The sequence below is a fragment of the Geobacter grbiciae genome, from assembly GCF_018531165.1.
Classification (GTDB): domain Bacteria; phylum Desulfobacterota; class Desulfuromonadia; order Geobacterales; family Geobacteraceae; genus Geobacter; species Geobacter metallireducens.
In genome coordinates this window covers 399,484-415,029 of record NZ_JAHDIW010000001.1, presented here as the reverse complement: position 1 = coordinate 415,029, position 15,546 = coordinate 399,484, and the positions used below count along the sequence as shown (strand labels likewise).

At 59.3% G+C, this 15,546-nt stretch carries 12 protein-coding genes and 1 pseudogene; 9 read left to right on the top strand and 4 right to left on the bottom strand.

Translation table 11 applies throughout. From position 1 onward, the window contains the following. Positions 1–6: 6 nt before the first annotated feature. The gene (locus tag KJB29_RS01810; RefSeq protein ID WP_215733105.1) at positions 7–564 is read left to right on the top strand and encodes a lipocalin family protein; all 558 of its coding nucleotides are present in this window, start codon (positions 7–9) and stop codon (positions 562–564) included. A 111-nt stretch (positions 565–675) separates the two neighbouring features. Continuing rightward, positions 676–933, top strand: a complete 258-nt coding sequence (locus tag KJB29_RS01805) for a DUF1365 family protein (RefSeq protein ID WP_343213529.1) — start codon at positions 676–678, stop codon at positions 931–933. A 157-nt stretch (positions 934–1,090) separates the two neighbouring features. Here the strand turns inward: KJB29_RS01805 and KJB29_RS01800 are convergent, their stop codons facing one another. Beyond that, positions 1,091–2,674 carry a TIGR00341 family protein gene (locus KJB29_RS01800; RefSeq protein WP_215733104.1) on the bottom strand — a complete coding sequence of 528 codons (1,584 nt, stop codon included), beginning with the start codon at positions 2,672–2,674 and terminating at the stop codon, positions 1,091–1,093. Positions 2,675–2,894: 220 nt separating this feature from the next. On the opposite strand from KJB29_RS01800, the gene KJB29_RS01795 reads away from it, so the two are divergent. From KJB29_RS01795 to glk, 6 genes and pseudogenes are all read left to right on the top strand, one after another. Beyond that, entirely contained in the window at positions 2,895–3,191 is a 297-nt protein-coding gene (locus KJB29_RS01795) for a LapA family protein (RefSeq protein ID WP_215733103.1), read from the top strand. A gap of 3 nt (positions 3,192–3,194) precedes the next feature. After that, a complete protein-coding gene (locus tag KJB29_RS01790; RefSeq protein ID WP_215733102.1) occupies positions 3,195–3,383 on the top strand; it encodes a hypothetical protein in 189 nt (62 codons plus the stop codon). 2 nt (positions 3,384–3,385) lie between these two features. Continuing rightward, positions 3,386–5,282: pseudogene (locus tag KJB29_RS01785) on the top strand (potassium transporter Kup). Positions 5,283–5,305: 23 nt separating this feature from the next. After that, positions 5,306–6,088: a 3-oxoacyl-ACP reductase FabG gene (gene fabG, locus KJB29_RS01780; RefSeq protein WP_215733101.1), complete on the top strand. Its 783-nt coding sequence runs from the start codon at positions 5,306–5,308 to the stop codon at positions 6,086–6,088. Between the two features lie 27 nt (positions 6,089–6,115). Beyond that, positions 6,116–8,530: a glucan 1,4-alpha-glucosidase gene (locus KJB29_RS01775; RefSeq protein WP_215733100.1), complete on the top strand. Its 2,415-nt coding sequence runs from the start codon at positions 6,116–6,118 to the stop codon at positions 8,528–8,530. A gap of 57 nt (positions 8,531–8,587) precedes the next feature. Next, positions 8,588–9,580: a glucokinase gene (gene glk, locus KJB29_RS01770; protein ID WP_215733099.1), complete on the top strand. Its 993-nt coding sequence runs from the start codon at positions 8,588–8,590 to the stop codon at positions 9,578–9,580. Positions 9,581–9,950: 370 nt separating this feature from the next. On the opposite strand, the gene KJB29_RS01765 is transcribed toward glk, so the two are convergent. The 3 genes from KJB29_RS01765 to KJB29_RS01755 all read right to left on the bottom strand — a co-directional run bounded on the left by KJB29_RS01765 (position 9,951) and on the right by KJB29_RS01755 (position 13,138). Continuing rightward, positions 9,951–11,930 (bottom strand): solute symporter family protein, encoded by a 1,980-nt coding sequence (locus tag KJB29_RS01765; protein ID WP_215733098.1) that lies wholly within the window; start codon positions 11,928–11,930, stop codon positions 9,951–9,953. Between the two features lie 13 nt (positions 11,931–11,943). Then, complete coding sequence (locus tag KJB29_RS01760) at positions 11,944–12,252, bottom strand: DUF485 domain-containing protein (protein ID WP_215733097.1); 309 nt, start codon at positions 12,250–12,252, stop codon at positions 11,944–11,946. Between the two features lie 109 nt (positions 12,253–12,361). Beyond that, positions 12,362–13,138 carry an IclR family transcriptional regulator gene (locus KJB29_RS01755; RefSeq protein WP_215733096.1) on the bottom strand — a complete coding sequence of 259 codons (777 nt, stop codon included), beginning with the start codon at positions 13,136–13,138 and terminating at the stop codon, positions 12,362–12,364. Positions 13,139–14,052: 914 nt separating this feature from the next. On the opposite strand from KJB29_RS01755, the gene KJB29_RS01750 reads away from it, so the two are divergent. Next, entirely contained in the window at positions 14,053–15,534 is a 1,482-nt protein-coding gene (locus KJB29_RS01750; RefSeq protein WP_215733095.1) for a potassium channel family protein, read from the top strand. Positions 15,535–15,546 lie beyond the last annotated feature (12 nt).

Below are 15,546 nucleotides of genomic sequence, written 5' to 3'. Positions count from 1 at the left end.
GACTCCATGAAGATCCTGATCATACTCACCGTCGCCACGGCCCTCACGGCCGGATTCGCCTGCCGGGCAGCCATGGAAGCATCGGCCTCCCCCCCGCTCCTGACGGTTGAATACGTTGATCTGAACCGCTACGTGGGGACCTGGCACGAGATTGCCCGCTACCCCAACAGCTTCCAGAAAGGGTGCCTGGGGAGCACCGCAAGCTACACCCTGCGGCAGGACGGCGAGATCGACGTGGTGAACAGCTGCCGGGATGCGGAGGAGGGAGAAATCCGCCAGGCGAAGGGGCGGGCCTGGGTGGTTGACAAAACCACCAACGCTCGGCTCAAGGTCTCCTTTTTCTGGCCCTTCCGGGGGGACTACTGGATCATCGACATGGGAAAGGAGTACGAGTACGCCGTGGTGGGCACCCCGAACCGGAAGTACCTGTGGGTTCTCAGCCGCACACCGGTGATGGATGACACCGTGTATGCCGCCATCATGGAGCGGGTCCGGCAGCTGGGGTTCGATCCCGGAAACGTCGTGCCGGAAGCCGGCTCAGTCCGCACGGGTAACGAACCATGAGACTCTGGGGATGCGGCTTCCACGAAGGCGGACTCGCCAGCGCCCTGACGGTCTGTCGCCACTTCGTAAGGGAGCTCTGAGGGGGACGAGCGGCGTCGACATCTGCACCCGGTGGGACGCGGCCCGGTTGAAGGCCTGGCGTTTCACCCCCCCGGCGAATCCCTGACTGTGGCCATGGCAAGCGAGCGGCAGGGGGAGATCATCCTCTTGGCCCGGCTCGACCTGGAGCGGTATCCCCTGACCAGCGGGAACCTGGCACTGGCGCTCCTTCGGTGGCTCTCCATGACTCTGCGGGTCCTCGCCACCATCTACTGGCAGACCCTGCGGCTCAAACGAAAGGGTGTGCCGTTCCGCAATCGTCCCGAATAGCCACACCTCGCGAAGGGGATTCTCCCCGACTGAGCGCGGACAGTCGCGGCGCTAATCCGTCGTCAGTGGAGATTGTGTCTGCTCCATTCTAACCGTGGAGCCGGCGGTTGCAAGGAAACGGGCCGGTTCAAACCGCCTGAAGTGAACCGTCGGGCGCCTACCGCCGCACCACTATGACCGATGCGGCCGTATCCGCCCCGCTCTTTGGCTTGGCCGGCACCGTCACATTGGCGGCCGGCACACCGAGATCCTCAACCAGGTAGCGCTTCAGGCGATCGGCACGGCGCCTGCCGTCCGGCCCCTCCGACTCCAACGCCCCGGAGCCGCCAGGAAGCTTCTTGACCATCGCCAGGGCCACGATGCTTTCCCGGGACGGGTCCCCCTTTTCATCGAAGGTGACCGGAGACAGGAACGGGACCAACTCCACCCGGAGAGAGACCGGCACCTGCAACCGGCGCTCCAGGAGCCGGGCAAGCAAAATCCGCTCGTCATCGGTTAGGGGGTAGTCACGGCGGATGGCAATGGATACCTGGGCCGGTCCCGGCTTTTCTCCGAATTCGAGCCGGATGTCGTCCACGACAAAGGGGGCCGTAAACGCCTCCAATTCAGTCCGCGCATCCCTGAGAAGCCGTGAGGTGGATGCCTGAACCGATGCGGCGCTCTCCTCACGGACAGCAGCCGACTGGCCCACCGTGGCGGCCGCCGGCAGCTCGGCCTTCTGCTCGATGGAGCCGGCCGTCACCACTACCTGCTCCAGGTTCAGATCGGCGCTCCGCCCCAAAAGTGATCCGATCTCCCTCTCGATCTCCTCCTCGGCTCCCTTCTCATAGGGCCTCACCGTGTTGACCGTCACGTTCACGCCGATCCGGCCGTTCTTCTCCTCCACCGAAAATCCAGTCACCCTGGAATGGGCCTCCTTTTCAAGGTGCAGCTTAAGCACCCGTTCCACCCGCTTCGCGAGCTTCACCTTGCGCAGGTCGGTCACCAGGGTGTGGACGAGCGGGATGGACAACAGCACAAGCACCGTTCCGAGGATCAGGAGCCGCTTGCGGGCCGGGTACCGCTCCTCCGAGACCATGGAGCTATGGAAATTGAAGAGGAAAAAGACCAGGTCCGACGCAAGGACGATGGCCACGAAGTTGGTGAAGAAGAGGAGAAAGCCGCCAAGCCCCAGCATAATCCGGCCGCTCCCCAAGCCGAAGCCGACAACCGACAGCGGAGGGATGACCGCCGTGGCCACGGCCACCCCGCTTGCAGTGATCATGTAGTTCTTCTTGGTGCAAAGGGCGATTGCCCCGGCCGTGCCGGCCAGGACCGCCACGAAAAGGTCATAGATGTTAGGGCGGACCCGGCTCAGGATCTCGGCCGTCGGCTCCTTGAGCGGAGACAGAAGTGTCACGAAGGCAGTCAGCGCGATGGTAAGCCCCACGCTCACGGCTATAACCCGCAACCCCCGGCGGGCCAGGGCCAGATCCCCGATGGTGAAGGCCAGGCCAAATGAAAGGATCGGTCCCATGAGAGGGGAAATGAGCATGGCCCCGATGACCACCGCAACGCTGTTGGTAAGGAGCCCGAGCAGGGCAATGAGGCTTGCCAGAAGAAGCAGCGACAGGTAGCTACCCGAAATCTCGGCTCCTGTCACAACATTTTTAATGGTAGCCCGGTGATCAATGTCGGAAGTGCGCTCGGCGATGTATTCGCGCAGGCGCTTTATCCGGTAACGGATGTATGGGTACGACACGGCATTCCTCCCGCTGTCTCGCTCGCAAGACGGCACGATTCAGTTTCCATCAACAGTATCAGGATATACCACTCCCCTCAACCGTCACGCCGCACAGAGCGCGGTTCGGACGCTTCAGCGCAATGCCCCGTTCCGCCGACTCGCTGATTCACCCCTCAGTTTTGCATGACAGGTGTTGACTGGTATTCTTTGTATTCAGGTCATTCTGAAGGGAGGCCCCATGAAATTCGCTCTTGTTCTCGCCATCGCGCTGGCCGCGCTGATGGTCACGTTCTCGTTGCAGAACGCCCAATCGGTCCAGATCCACTTTTTCACCTGGTATTTCGAAGGGGCCCTCATCCTCGTCCTCCTCATGAGCTTCACGGTCGGCGCCCTCACCATGTACCTGGCTTCGCTCCCGGCACGCTTCACCCGCAGCCGGCAAATGGCGGAGTATCGGCGTCAACTGGAGACCTGCAACCGCTCGCTCCAGCGGCTCCAGACCGGGAAACAGGGCGAGAAGCCATCGGAGGTGTAAACCATGGAACATGACCACCGGCTCGTGAGCGTTGAGGAGTTTAAAGCATACATCAGCCCCGAAGCCGTGGAATCCCTCCTCACCCGCCTCATGGAGGAGTATCTCGACCCGTTCGCGGCGTTTCGACCAAAGTTTCAGCTGGCCGGGAACTTACTCCCCAAGGGTGTGGCTTCTACCGGAACAGTCGAGTGATCGTGGAAAAGAACAACGGGGTACATACCGGCACTGTTCGTCAGTCTCTGGGACTGAGCCTGGCAGCCCTGGGGGTCGTCTACGGCGACATCGGAACGAGCCCCCTCTACGCCATGCGCGAGTGCTTTCACGGCAGGCACCCCCACCCCGCGACCCCCGACAACGTCCTTGGCGTTCTTTCCCTGATCGTCTGGGCCCTGCTCCTCGTCGTCTCCCTCAAGTACCTGGTGTTTGTGCTACGGGCCGACAACCGGGGCGAAGGCGGCATCCTGGCCCTGACGGCGCTCCTCAACCCCTGGGGCGATGAAAACCGGCCGCCGCGAAAGGTCCTGGTGTTTCTCGGCCTCTTCGGCGCGGCCCTGCTCTACGGGGACGGCACGCTGACCCCGGCCATATCGGTCCTGAGCGCCATCGAGGGGCTCAAGATCGCGACCCCCTTGTTCCAGCCCTACATCGTTCCCTTCACCATCGCGATCCTGGTCCTGCTCTTTCTGATCCAGCACCGGGGTACGGCCCGCGTGGGCGCGCTCTTCGGCCCGGTCATGGTTCTCTGGTTCACGGTGCTCGCCCTGCTCGGAATCAGGGGTATCGCCATGGCCCCGGAGGTCCTCGGCGCCGTGAACCCGCTGCACGCCGTCCGTTTTTTCGTCCGGGACGGCTGGAGCGCCTTCCAGGTTCTCGGTGCGGTGTTCCTGGTGGTGACCGGAGGAGAGGCCCTGTACGCGGACATGGGACACTTAGGCCGGCTCCCCATCCGGCTGGCTTGGTTCGGTTGCGTTCTGCCGGCGCTGCTGCTCAACTACTTCGGGCAGGGGGCACTGCTGCTGAACGATCCGGCCGAGGCAACGGAACCCTTCTACCATCTGGCCCCAACCTGGGCCCTCTATCCCCTGGTCCTCCTCGCCACCATGGCCACCATCATAGCCTCCCAGGCGGTCATTTCCGGCGTCTTTTCCCTCACCCGGCAGGCCGTCCAGCTGCGACTGAGCCCACGGATGAGGATCATCCAGACTTCGTCCGAGGAGATAGGACAAATCTACATCCCGGCCGTCAACTGGGCACTGATGCTCGCCACCATCGCGCTTGTCGCCGGCTTCGGCAGTTCGAGCGGCCTGGCGGCGGCATACGGCGTGGCGGTTGCCACCACCATGGTCATTACCGCCCTCCTCGTCCGTTTTGTCATGCTGGAGCGCTGGCACTGGCCCCCCGTTGCCGTCACGGGGCTCACGGCAATTTTTCTGGCGGTCGACCTGGCATTCTTCGGCGCGAACATCCTCAAGGTGGGTGCCGGGGGATGGATTCCGCTGACAGCAGGGCTGGCGGTTTTTACCATCATGGTCACCTGGCGCCGGGGGCGGGAACTCGTCACATCACATCTGCTGGCACAAGCGACGCCTCTCCCCTCGTTCCTCAAAGAACTCACCGCAACCCCTCCGCCACGAGTTCCTGGCACCGCCGTCTTCATGTCGGGAAGGCTCTTCCCCGCCCCCCCCCACGCTCATTCACCACCTGGAGCACAACAAGGTCCTCCACGAGCAGGTGGTGATCCTCACCATCCTGACCGAAGTTGTCCCCCGGGTATCCGCTTCCGAGCGGATCGACTTGAAACGGATGGGACAGGGATTTTACCGGCTTATCGTGCGCTACGGGTTCATGCAGAGCCCCAACGTGCCGGTCATCCTGCGGGAGTGCGCACCGCTGGGGCTCGTCACCGATCCCGCGACGACTACGTTTTATCTGGGCCGCGAAACCCTGATCTCCACCGAAAAGGTCAGTGGGATGCCCCGTTGGCGGGAGAAGCTCTTCGCCTTCATGGCACGCAACGCCCTCCAGGCCACGGCGTTTTACAACCTCCCGGCCGACCGGGTGGTGGAACTGGGGCAGCAAGTTGAAATTTGAAAAGGGGACGGAAAGGGGCAACCATGAACATCAGACTCGATGGCAAACGGGCGCTCGTCACCGGGGGCAATTCGGGCATCGGTGAGGCGATAGCACTGGCCCTCGCCGAAGCGGGCGCACACGTGGCAATCAATTTTCTTAGCCATCCTGAAGCGGCACAGTCACTTGTGAAGAGGATTCAGGATCAACAGGGAACTGCAATGGCGATAAAGGCTGATGTATCCAAGCCCGATGACGTGGCCTACCTGTTCGAAAGCATTGATGCAGCCTGGGACGGGATTGATATCCTGATCAACAATGCCGGCATTGACGGCGGCCGTGCACTCGGTTGGGAGGCCAATATTGCTGCATGGCGAAACGTGATTGACGTGAACCTGCTGGGAACCTTCAATTGTGCCCGCGAAGCCTTGCAGAGGATGGTGCCGCAGCAAAGTGGCGTTATCCTCAACATCAGCTCGGTGCATGAGGAGATTGCCTGGTCAGGCTACAGCGCCTATGCCGCCAGCAAGGCGGCAGTGGGGATGCTGACCAAGACCCTGGCTCAGGAGGCAGCGCCGCACGGGGTACGCGTGCTGTCGGTTGCCCCAGGCGCGATCAGAACCCCGATCAACCGCTCCGTCTGGAACGATCAGCAAAGTCTGCAAGACCTGCTTGAGAAAATCCCTCTGAAACGAATCGGCGAACCCCAGGAAGTTGCGCTCATGGTGGTGGTGCTGGTCTCCGACATCGCCTCCTATATCACGGGCCGCACGATCTTCGTGGATGGAGGCATGACTGATTATCCCGACTTCGCACATGGCGGCTGAACACAGATTTTATTGGGAGACAGCCTTATGAATACTTTGGATCAGAACGCTCCAGGATGGCCCGGCATTCCTGCACGGTGGACTTCCAGTGCCAAGTCGGGCGTGGGCACTTCCCTCAGTAACAAGAGCCGCGTCTGGTTCACCCTGAGCCACGGCATTTTCAACGAGATCTACTACCCGCGCCAGGACCAGGCCTGTGTGCGGGACTTGGGAATGATCATCACTGACGGAGCGGATTTCCTCTCCGAGGAAAAACGTGACACCAGCAGCGAAGTAAGCTGGCTGGCCGAAGGAGTCCCGGCGTTCCGTGTGGTCAATACCTGCCGGCAGGACCGCTACCGTATCGAAAAGCAGATCCTGGCCGATCCGCAGCGGGACGTAGTGTTGCAGCAGACCCGGTTCATAGCCCGGGAAGGACAGGTTTCGGATTATCGGATCTTTGTGCTGCTCGCCCCGCACCTGGGCAATCACGGAGCCGGCAATACCGCCTGGATTGACGAATATAAAGGTATTCCCATGCTGTTCGCCGAGCGGGATGGAAATGCTCTGGCTCTGGCCTGTTCAGCGCCCCTGCTCAAGCGTACAGCCGGATTTGTCGGTTCTTCGGACGGTTGGCAGGATCTGGTATCTCATAAACAGCTGCTTTGGAACTACTCACGGGCCGAAAACGGCAACGTTGCCCTGACGGCCGAGGTTAGCCTGGAAGCGGACACAGGAGAATTTCTTCTGGCCCTTGCATTTGGCCGCAATACAGCCGAAGCGGGGAACCGCGCCCGCGCCGCACTACAAGACGGTTTCAATACTGCGAAAATCGAGTATATCGAGGAGTGGATTCAATGGCAGCGGAAACTGAAATCCCTTGATAAGGATAACGGAGATGATCGGCAAAATTATTACCGGGTCAGCACCGCTGTAGTGCGCATACACGAGGCCCCAAATTTCCCTGGGGGAATAATCGCAAGCCTTTCGATACCGTGGGGATTCAACAAAGGCGATAATGATCTGGGCGGCTATCACCTCATCTGGCCACGCGATCTGGTGGAGTCCGCGGGCGGGCTTCTGGCCGCGGGCGCCTATGATGAGGTTCGCAGAGTGCTCTGTTATCTTCAGACGACTCAGGAGGCAGATGGGCACTGGGCCCAGAACATGTGGATGGATGGTTCCCCCTACTGGAACGGTATCCAGATGGACGAAACAGCCCTGCCAATTCTTCTTGTTGACTTGGCCCGGCGCGAAAAGGTGCTGGAAACGGCTGATCTGGCCCGTTTCTGGCCGATGGTTCGACAAGCCGCAGCCTATCTGGTCTGCAACGGGCCGGTAAGTCAGCAGGACCGCTGGGAGGAAGATCCCGGCTATTCGCCGTTCACGGTTGCCGCAGAAATCACAGCTCTCCTGGCAGCGGCGGATCTGGCGGATATACACAATGAACCCTCCATCGCAACATATTTACGGGAAACTGCCGATGTGTGGAATGAATCAATCGACCGCTGGATGTACGTAACCGGAACCGATTGGTGTCGAGAATACAATGTGGCAGGATATTACGTACGTATCGCTCCGGTCGAGGACGTGGACAATATTACTCGTTTTCAGGAGTGTATTCCCATCAAGAACGTTGCCCCCAAGCAGGCTGAAAGCATGGCCTGCCATCTGGTAAGCCCCGATGCCCTGGCGTTGGTCCGTTTCGGGCTGCGAGCCGCCTCGGACCAGCGCATTCTTGATACGGTCAAAGTCATTGATGCACTGCTCAAAGTGGAAACACCACAAGGTGCTCTCTGGCACCGCTACAACGGCGACGGATACGGTGAGCATGAAGACGGCAAACCTTTTGATGGCACCGGGATCGGCCGCGCATGGCCTTTGTTGACTGGTGAGCGAGCCCATTTTGAACTGGCGGCGGGACATATCGAAGTGGCACAGCAACTTCGGGCTGACTTTGAATCCTTTGCCGGGAGAGAGGGACTGTTTCCCGAACAGATCTGGGATGCTCCGGACATGCCGGAGCGGGAACTGTATTTGGGGCGGCCATCTGGGTCTGCTATGCCGCTTGTCTGGGCTCATGCCGAATATCTCAAGCTGCTCCGCTCCCTGCGCGACGGCCGCATTTTCGATATGCCGCCGCAAGCAGCGCAGCGGTACCTGACCGACAAAACCGTCTCCCGGCGTGCCGTATGGCGTTTCAATCACAAGATTCGCAACCTGCCTGCCGGCAAGATACTGTGCATTGAGACGCTGGCACCGGCAGTCATCCACTGGAGTTCCGATGACTGGAATACGTCCGGGGATGTGAGTTCAATCGATACCAGATTGGGAATTCATGCGGCGGAGTTGGCTACTGGACCACTCCTGCCGGGAAATCAGGTGAGGTTTACAATCTACTGGCCGGGGGCAGGACATTGGGAAGGGGTGGACTTCACCGTTGTCGTAATTCCCTGCAACTGATTGGAAGGTATTTGATTATTGCACTGACACGGGAAACAAGGGATAGGGAGCTGACCAATGCTTATTCTTGCTGGAGATATCGGCGGAACTACTACACGGCTCGCATACTTTGAAGCGGACGCAGGAAAACTTGCGGTAGTGGCTGAGAAGCATTATCCGAGCAATCATTTCCCAAGTCTGACTGAAATCATCGAGCTGTTCGTGTCTGAAAACCACTTGAATCCTGAAAAGGCTTGCTTCGGCATAGCCGGTCCTGTTCTTGGGGGAATGGTCAGAACCCCCAATCTGCCCTGGAGTATAGATGGAAGCGATCTGGCTACTGTTCTCGGGCTACCGGAGGTGCTACTCATCAATGACCTTGACGCTAACGCCTATGGTATTGACATCTTGCAGGATGAAGACTTTGCGGTCCTTCAGCAGGGGCAACCGGTCGCAAACGGAACAATAGCCGTGGTGTCTGCGGGGACCGGTCTGGGAGAGTCATTTGCGTACTGGGATGGCATATGTCACCGGCCGCTCCCCAGTGAGGCTGGTCACGCCGACTTTGCTCCCCGCACCAATCTTGAGACAGAGCTTCTACTTTACCTGCTCGCCGAATATGGGCGGGTCAGTTACGAGCGGGTGGTCTCCGGTCCGGGCTTATACAACATTTACCGGTTTTATCGCGATGTGCGGGGACTGTCTGAGACAAATGCCGTCATCGATGCAATGCGCTCTGTGGATCCTCCGATAGCGATCGTCCATGCAGCCATGACGAACAGTTGTGACCTTTGCAGTACCGTGCTTGACCTCTTTATAGCCATATACGGGGCCGAAGCAGGGAACGCAGCACTCCGTTTCCTAGCCACCGGTGGCGTTTACATCGGCGGTGGCATTGCGCCACGGATTGTCGATAAGCTGAAGGGAACTGATTTCATGACGTCATTCCTAACCAAGGGCCGTCTGAGTACGGTATTAGAATCTATTCCGGTGAAGGTCATACTCAACGATCGGACCGCATTGCTCGGAGCAGGGCGCTGTGCTGGTATTACTGCGGCAAATAAACTGTAAAATCAGCTTAGGCCGCATTGAGTGTTAAAGCCATTGGAGGTTCAGGAGGAATCGACCTGGAATCACCTTCGAGCGGATGAAGTGCTACAGTATCTTCAGGGTGGCTGAAACGATTCGGGTCATCTTGTTCATGACTGCATCGATCGTCGTCTACGACTTCTACCCGGTAACCGCCATACCCTGACCTGATTTATTCTGAACGACTTCATCAAGGTGTGGACCTACAAGTACCTGCGGCGGGACGCGAACTCTGCGTTGGAACGTGCCGGCCCGGGATTCCGACACGACTGGCGACATCCCTTCGGAATTGCACAAAAAAGGGGGAAGGTTTCCCTTCCCCATAACATCTCTCTCCTCTGTGAAAAGAATTTTAGTGATCGATGGCCTTGGCCATGCCGATGCCGGTGTTCTGGCGGACGTAGATCTCGTCGAACATCTCCTCGGAGCGGCGGCTCGGGAAGGCGAGGCAGCCGACGATGGCGGCGATGAAGCCGAGCGGGATGGAGATGATGCCCGGGTTCTTCAGGGCGAAGAGGGGCTTGTCCAGACCGAGCATGGATTTGCCGTCCTTGTTCTTCTCGTAGTCGGCCTTGGCCTTGTCGAGATCCTTCATCTCCTTCTCGGAGAGGACGGCGCCGTCGGCCTGCTTCTTCTCCAGGGCCACGACCACCTTCTGGGCGTCGGCGGCCACCTTTTGCGGATAGGTCATGTTGGGGGAGACCATAACCAGGGCGATGGCGGCCACCGTACCGACCACGAGGCCGGAAATGACGCCGGCGGTGTTCATCTTGCGCCAGAAGAGGGACATAACGACGACCGGCAGGTTGCCGGAGGAGGCAACGGCGAAGGCCAGGGCCACCAGGTGGGCGACGTTCTGGTTCTCGGCCGCGATCCCGATCATGATGCCGGCGGCGCCGACGCAGAGGGAGGTGATCCGGGCGGCCATGACCTGCTCGTGCTGGTCGGCGTGCCCGTCCTTGATGACGTTCACGTAGATGTCGTGGGCAATGGCTGCGGAGGCTGCCAGTACGAGGCCCGACACGACGGCGAGGATGGTGGCGAAGGCAACGGCACTGAGGAACGCCAGGAGGAGGTCGCCGATGAAGGGAGAGATATCGCCACCGATCTGCTGTGCAAGCATCATGGCGGCCATGTTGCCACCCTTACCGACCTTGGAGACGGCCTGGGGGGTCACATGGAGCGCGGCCCCGAAACCGAGCAGTGTTGTCAGGATGTAGAAGAAGCCGATGATGAACATGGCAACGATAACGGACTTGCGGGCGGCCTGTGCCGTGGGGACGGTGAAGAAGCGCATCAGGATGTGGGGCATGCCGGCGGTGCCGAGAACGAGAGCCATCCCGAGGGAGATCTGGTCGAGGGGCTGCTTCAGGAAAAGGCCCGGCTCAAGAAACCGTTGCCCGTAATCGAAACCGGCTACGGCGATGGGATCCTTCAGGACCACCTTCTGGACGTGCTCGATGATATTCGGGCTGGTGGCGATGTCGTTAAAGAACTGGAACGGGCTGAACCCTGACTTGGCAGCCACCAGAATGGAGAGGAGAAACGCGCCGGACATGAGGAGGCCAGCCTTGATGATCTGGACCCAGGTGGTGGCGGTCATCCCGCCGAAGACCACGTAGCCGACCATGAGGATGCCGACGCCGATGATGGCGAACTTGTAGGGAATGCCGATGAGGAGCTGCATGAGCTTCCCGGCGCCGACCATCTGGGCGGTCAGGTAGAAGGTGGAGACGGTTACCGTCGACAGGGCTGCCACAGCGCGAACCGGCTTCGGCTCGGTGCGGAAGGAGAGAATGTCGCCCAGGGTGTACTTGCCCGCGTTGCGGCAGGGCTCCGCCACGATGAGGAGCACCGTGATGTAGGCCACAAGCCAGCCGACGGAGTACATGAACCCGTCGTAGCCGTAGAGGGAGATGATCCCCGAAATCCCCAGGAAGGAAGCGGCCGACATGTAGTCGCCCGCGATGGCCCAGCCGTTTTGGGTACCGGTTATGCCCCCGCCGGCGGTGTAGAAGTCGGCGGCAGACTTGGTCCGCTTGGCCGACCAGACAACAACGGCCATGGTGACGGCGATGATGGTCAGGAAGATCGGGATGGTGACCATCGGGTTGGCCTTGAGCTTCTTTGGCTCGGTCGTGGTTGCGGGGACAGCTGTCTTGGCGGCGTCGGTGGCAGCCGCGGGAGCGCTGGCCGTCGGCGCCGGAACGGCGGCCGGGACGGTTACTGCTGCCGGGGCACCGGGGGCAGCCGGGGCCTTGGCAGGCTCTTCGGCGAAGGCGAACGAACCCAGGGAAAGGGCCAGAGTGATACCGGCAATCCATTTTCTCATTGCAGACCTCCTCCTATTTCAGCTCTTCGACCAGCTCGCGGGTGAGCCGGTCGAAGTCTTTGTTGGCCACATGGGCGTAGTACATGGCGATCCCCCACGAGACGAAGAACTGGGAGAGGGCGAAGAGGTAGCCGAAGTTGATCCGGCCCAGGATCTTGACCTTGAAGATGGCAGGGGCGTATGCCGCACCGATAGGAAGGAGGAAGTAGAAGACGGTGGAAAATACCCACCACCCGACAAGAAACGTTGATTTCTTGCGGTGGAGTTCAACGAATTTCGGATTGCGGGCGATGGCCGCCCAGTCGTATTGCTTTTCAGCCATGGGAGTTACTCCTTTCTGTTGTTTTCGGGGATACTGGAGCGGCGTCCCGCTCCCCCATTGTTGTATTCGGCGCTTCACCACCTCCTTTCGCAACATCTGTGCGTGGCCTTCAGCATGGCCCGTGTCCCAGCTTCATCGAGAGCAGATCAGCTCCTTCCATTAGGGAGGGAATAATCTCACTCTCCAGCCGATCGGCCACTGCCCTGAACGATGGCACGAGCATCGTAATCGCTCCCACCACTTTTCCGGCATAGTCCCGAACTGCCACGGCAACACTCACAATCCCTTCCCCAAGGCCGCCGCAGTCGACGGCGACGCCCTTGCGGCGGATCTCGTGCAGTTCCTTCAGCAACGTCCCCACATCGAGTGAATTGTTTTTCCTGCCACGTTTCTTCAGCAGGTTCAGCGGATCAGCTCCCTCAAGAGCCTTGATTGCTTTGCCGGCTGCGTTCGTGAAATAGGGGAAGCGCCGGCCTATCAGGGGCGTGGCCTTCACCTGGCGGTCACAGTCGACCATATCGAGAAACACGACGTCGTCACCCCGCATAACCGTCATATAGACAGCTTCGTCATGCTTTCTCGCCAGTTCCTCCATGATAGGATGGGCATGGTTCACGACAGGGGCCTGGCGAAGCAGCCTCTGGGCCAGCTCCAACGCCGCAACGCCAATGGTATAGGTACCGGTTTCCAGATCCTGTTCCACAAGGCCCCGTTCACACAGAGTCGAAAGGAGTCGGTATGTCTTGTTTCTTGACAGGTTGAGCGACTCTGCCAGCCTTCCAAGAGACGGATTATCCGGCCGCATTGCCAGCAGCTCGAGCATGTCGAGTGCATTGCCGACAATCTGTATCGTGTAGACAGGTCCTACGGATTTGCCGTTTCGCATGCATGATCACCTCACTCTCTTGTGTAAATTCATACTCATCTGAATCCAGTCAGCGTCACCCGCATTCTTCATGCAGCAGGACAAGGGCGTAGTCACGGGCAGCAATGCATTGCTACGGATTCGCAGCCATCAACTTCATGCCATAGCTGGCACACAGTGAAGGGAACCGTCCACGCACACCGGCGAGTCAGGCACGTGCAGCCGCCCGTCCATGGGAATGCAATGAATTCAATACGATTCGGCTGATCAGCCTGGAACAACTACGAGAGGGGGGGTGCTCGCGAGGAATGGGATGCAAGGAAGGGGGAATGAGAAGGGGAATAGACATCGGGAACCAACTGAATATTAGATGCTGGTCGGAAGGGGGTGGGCACAAGCACGGCCAGCGCCACGACAGCCGAATCAAACTGCGTGACAACCCTGTCCGAAGTCTTTGCAATGCTCTCGATGACGGCCCGGGGACGCGGCTTCGGAGTCGAAGACCGGTTCTGGTCCGGATTTCTCATTCCCAGGACAACAAAGAATGAAGAAATGATGACCGTCACTATGAGGAGAGTTCTTTTATGCATGCCCCTACCTAGCTGACAAAGTCGAACGACAAAACCTAGTCATAAGATTTTCCAAAAAGCAACCGACTGAAATACCTGATATTTCTACCCACAAAGCTGCCCTATGCAAAAAGCATTCGCCATATTTAAAAGCAAATATAACAGTTTTTGATTTGAGTGCAAACGTTTTTTACTAAAACATCCAAATAAATAAATGCAGTATCCATCCGGAATTTACCGGCCAGTAGTTATTGCGGGCATATGTTGCCGAATTGTAGCCATGAGATTTCGCGGGTAAAACCTGTTATTATTTCAGAGGCGCCGGAACCGGTCCGAAAACATGCCGCTCGAAGGAGTTGTCTGGTAATGGCCGAACCCCGCTTTGTTATCATTGGCCTCGGCACTGTGGGCCGCCCCCTCATAACCATGCTGACCCGTGACATCCCCCTCGTCTGCATCGATCAGGCAGCTGAAGCGCTCGAGGCGGCCCGCCAGATCTGCGGCGAAGCGGCAACCCTTATCCAGGGCGATGCCACAAGTCGTCTCATGCTTGAACGTGCCCAAATCGGCGAAGCCGACACGATCGTCATCTGCACCACCAGTGAGCAGGTGAATATCGAAGTGGCACGCCTTCTTGCCGAGCATTTCGTGGTACAGAGGGTCATCGCCCTCGGCATCACCCAGAAGGGAATCGCCGAACTGGAAAGCTACGGTGCCGAGGTGGAGAGCATCTTCACCGTCAGCGCCATTGGCCTGCGCAACCGCCTCGAACTCAAGACAAAGGCCGTTCACGGCATCGGAATCGGCAAAAACGAGATTCTTGAGGTGGAGGTCCACCCCTTCTCCCGCCTGGTCAACAAACCCCTTGCCTCTTTGCGGCCCCAGCGCTGGCGGGTCGGCATCATCTATCGCGAGGGGCAGATCGTGGTGCCAACCGGTGACGTGGCCCTCAGGCCCCATGACAAGGTCATCATTCTCGGGGATCCCCAGGCCATCAACACTATCGCCCAGATGCTCACCTTCCGCTTCGAGGCATTCCCCCGCGAATACGGCGACGCCCTCTATGTCTATCTGGAGGGAACGGAGGGCGACCGGTATTTCGAGGAAGTCGTCTACATCCTCGACACATTCCCCCTGCACCAGTTGCTCATCTTCCACCCGCCTGAAGCGGCAAGCCGGGCGGAGCAGCTTCGCATGCGGGTGGAAGAGCGATGCTCCGAGCCGCCGATAGTTGAGACAACCTCCCTGCTCCCATCCATAGCAATGGGGGAAATCATGAAGCGCCACAGCACCCGGCCCGCTCTGGTCATGCTCGCACCGCCACGCCCTGGAGGGGTCCTCTTTTCTTTCATCAGCGAACGGTCCGAAAAGCTCATGATGATGGAACTGTCCCGCATAGCCGGCGCGCCACTCCTCCTTGCCAGAGGCACCTTCCCGTACCAGAAGGTCGCTGTTCCCTGCTTCGACGATCCGGGACTCCAGCAGGCACTCGGCACCGCTCTCGAAATATCGTCATCGGTCAATTTCGAAATCACGACCCTCTTCGCCACCCTCTCCCCCTACATCGCCACGGACGAAGAGATGCGCGAGTTCGAAATGATGAAGAAGACCGTCCCCGACCTGGCTCTGCTGTTCAAGAAGAATGTCGCCATCAATCAGCTGGACGGCAACCCGATCAGCGCCTTCCGGGATGCCCTTGACTCCTATGACATGACCGTGGCCAGCATCGGGAGCTGGCGTCTCGAAAATTTTTTCAGAAGGGTCTTCCGCCCCGACGTCTGCTGGCACACGGTGAAACGTGCGCCGACAACAACTCTTCTGATACCATCTGCTCAATCCGCCATTTGACCACGGGCGCGA

Bases quoted from the DNA above. Each gene is read 5' to 3' on its own strand.
- KJB29_RS01795 (WP_215733103.1), top strand. From the start codon at position 2,895: ATGAAATTCGCTCTTGTTCTCGCCATCGCGCTGGCCGCGCTGATGGTC.
- KJB29_RS01755 (WP_215733096.1), bottom strand. From the start codon at position 13,138: ATGCGAAACGGCAAATCCGTAGGACCTGTCTACACGATACAGATTGTC.
- KJB29_RS01790 (WP_215733102.1), top strand. From the start codon at position 3,195: ATGGAACATGACCACCGGCTCGTGAGCGTTGAGGAGTTTAAAGCATAC.
- KJB29_RS01765 (WP_215733098.1), bottom strand. From the start codon at position 11,930: ATGAGAAAATGGATTGCCGGTATCACTCTGGCCCTTTCCCTGGGTTCG.
- KJB29_RS01775 (WP_215733100.1), top strand. From the start codon at position 6,116: ATGAATACTTTGGATCAGAACGCTCCAGGATGGCCCGGCATTCCTGCA.
- KJB29_RS01810 (WP_215733105.1), top strand. From the start codon at position 7: ATGAAGATCCTGATCATACTCACCGTCGCCACGGCCCTCACGGCCGGA.
- fabG (WP_215733101.1), top strand. From the start codon at position 5,306: ATGAACATCAGACTCGATGGCAAACGGGCGCTCGTCACCGGGGGCAAT.
- glk (WP_215733099.1), top strand. From the start codon at position 8,588: ATGCTTATTCTTGCTGGAGATATCGGCGGAACTACTACACGGCTCGCA.
- KJB29_RS01750 (WP_215733095.1), top strand. From the start codon at position 14,053: ATGGCCGAACCCCGCTTTGTTATCATTGGCCTCGGCACTGTGGGCCGC.
- KJB29_RS01760 (WP_215733097.1), bottom strand. From the start codon at position 12,252: ATGGCTGAAAAGCAATACGACTGGGCGGCCATCGCCCGCAATCCGAAA.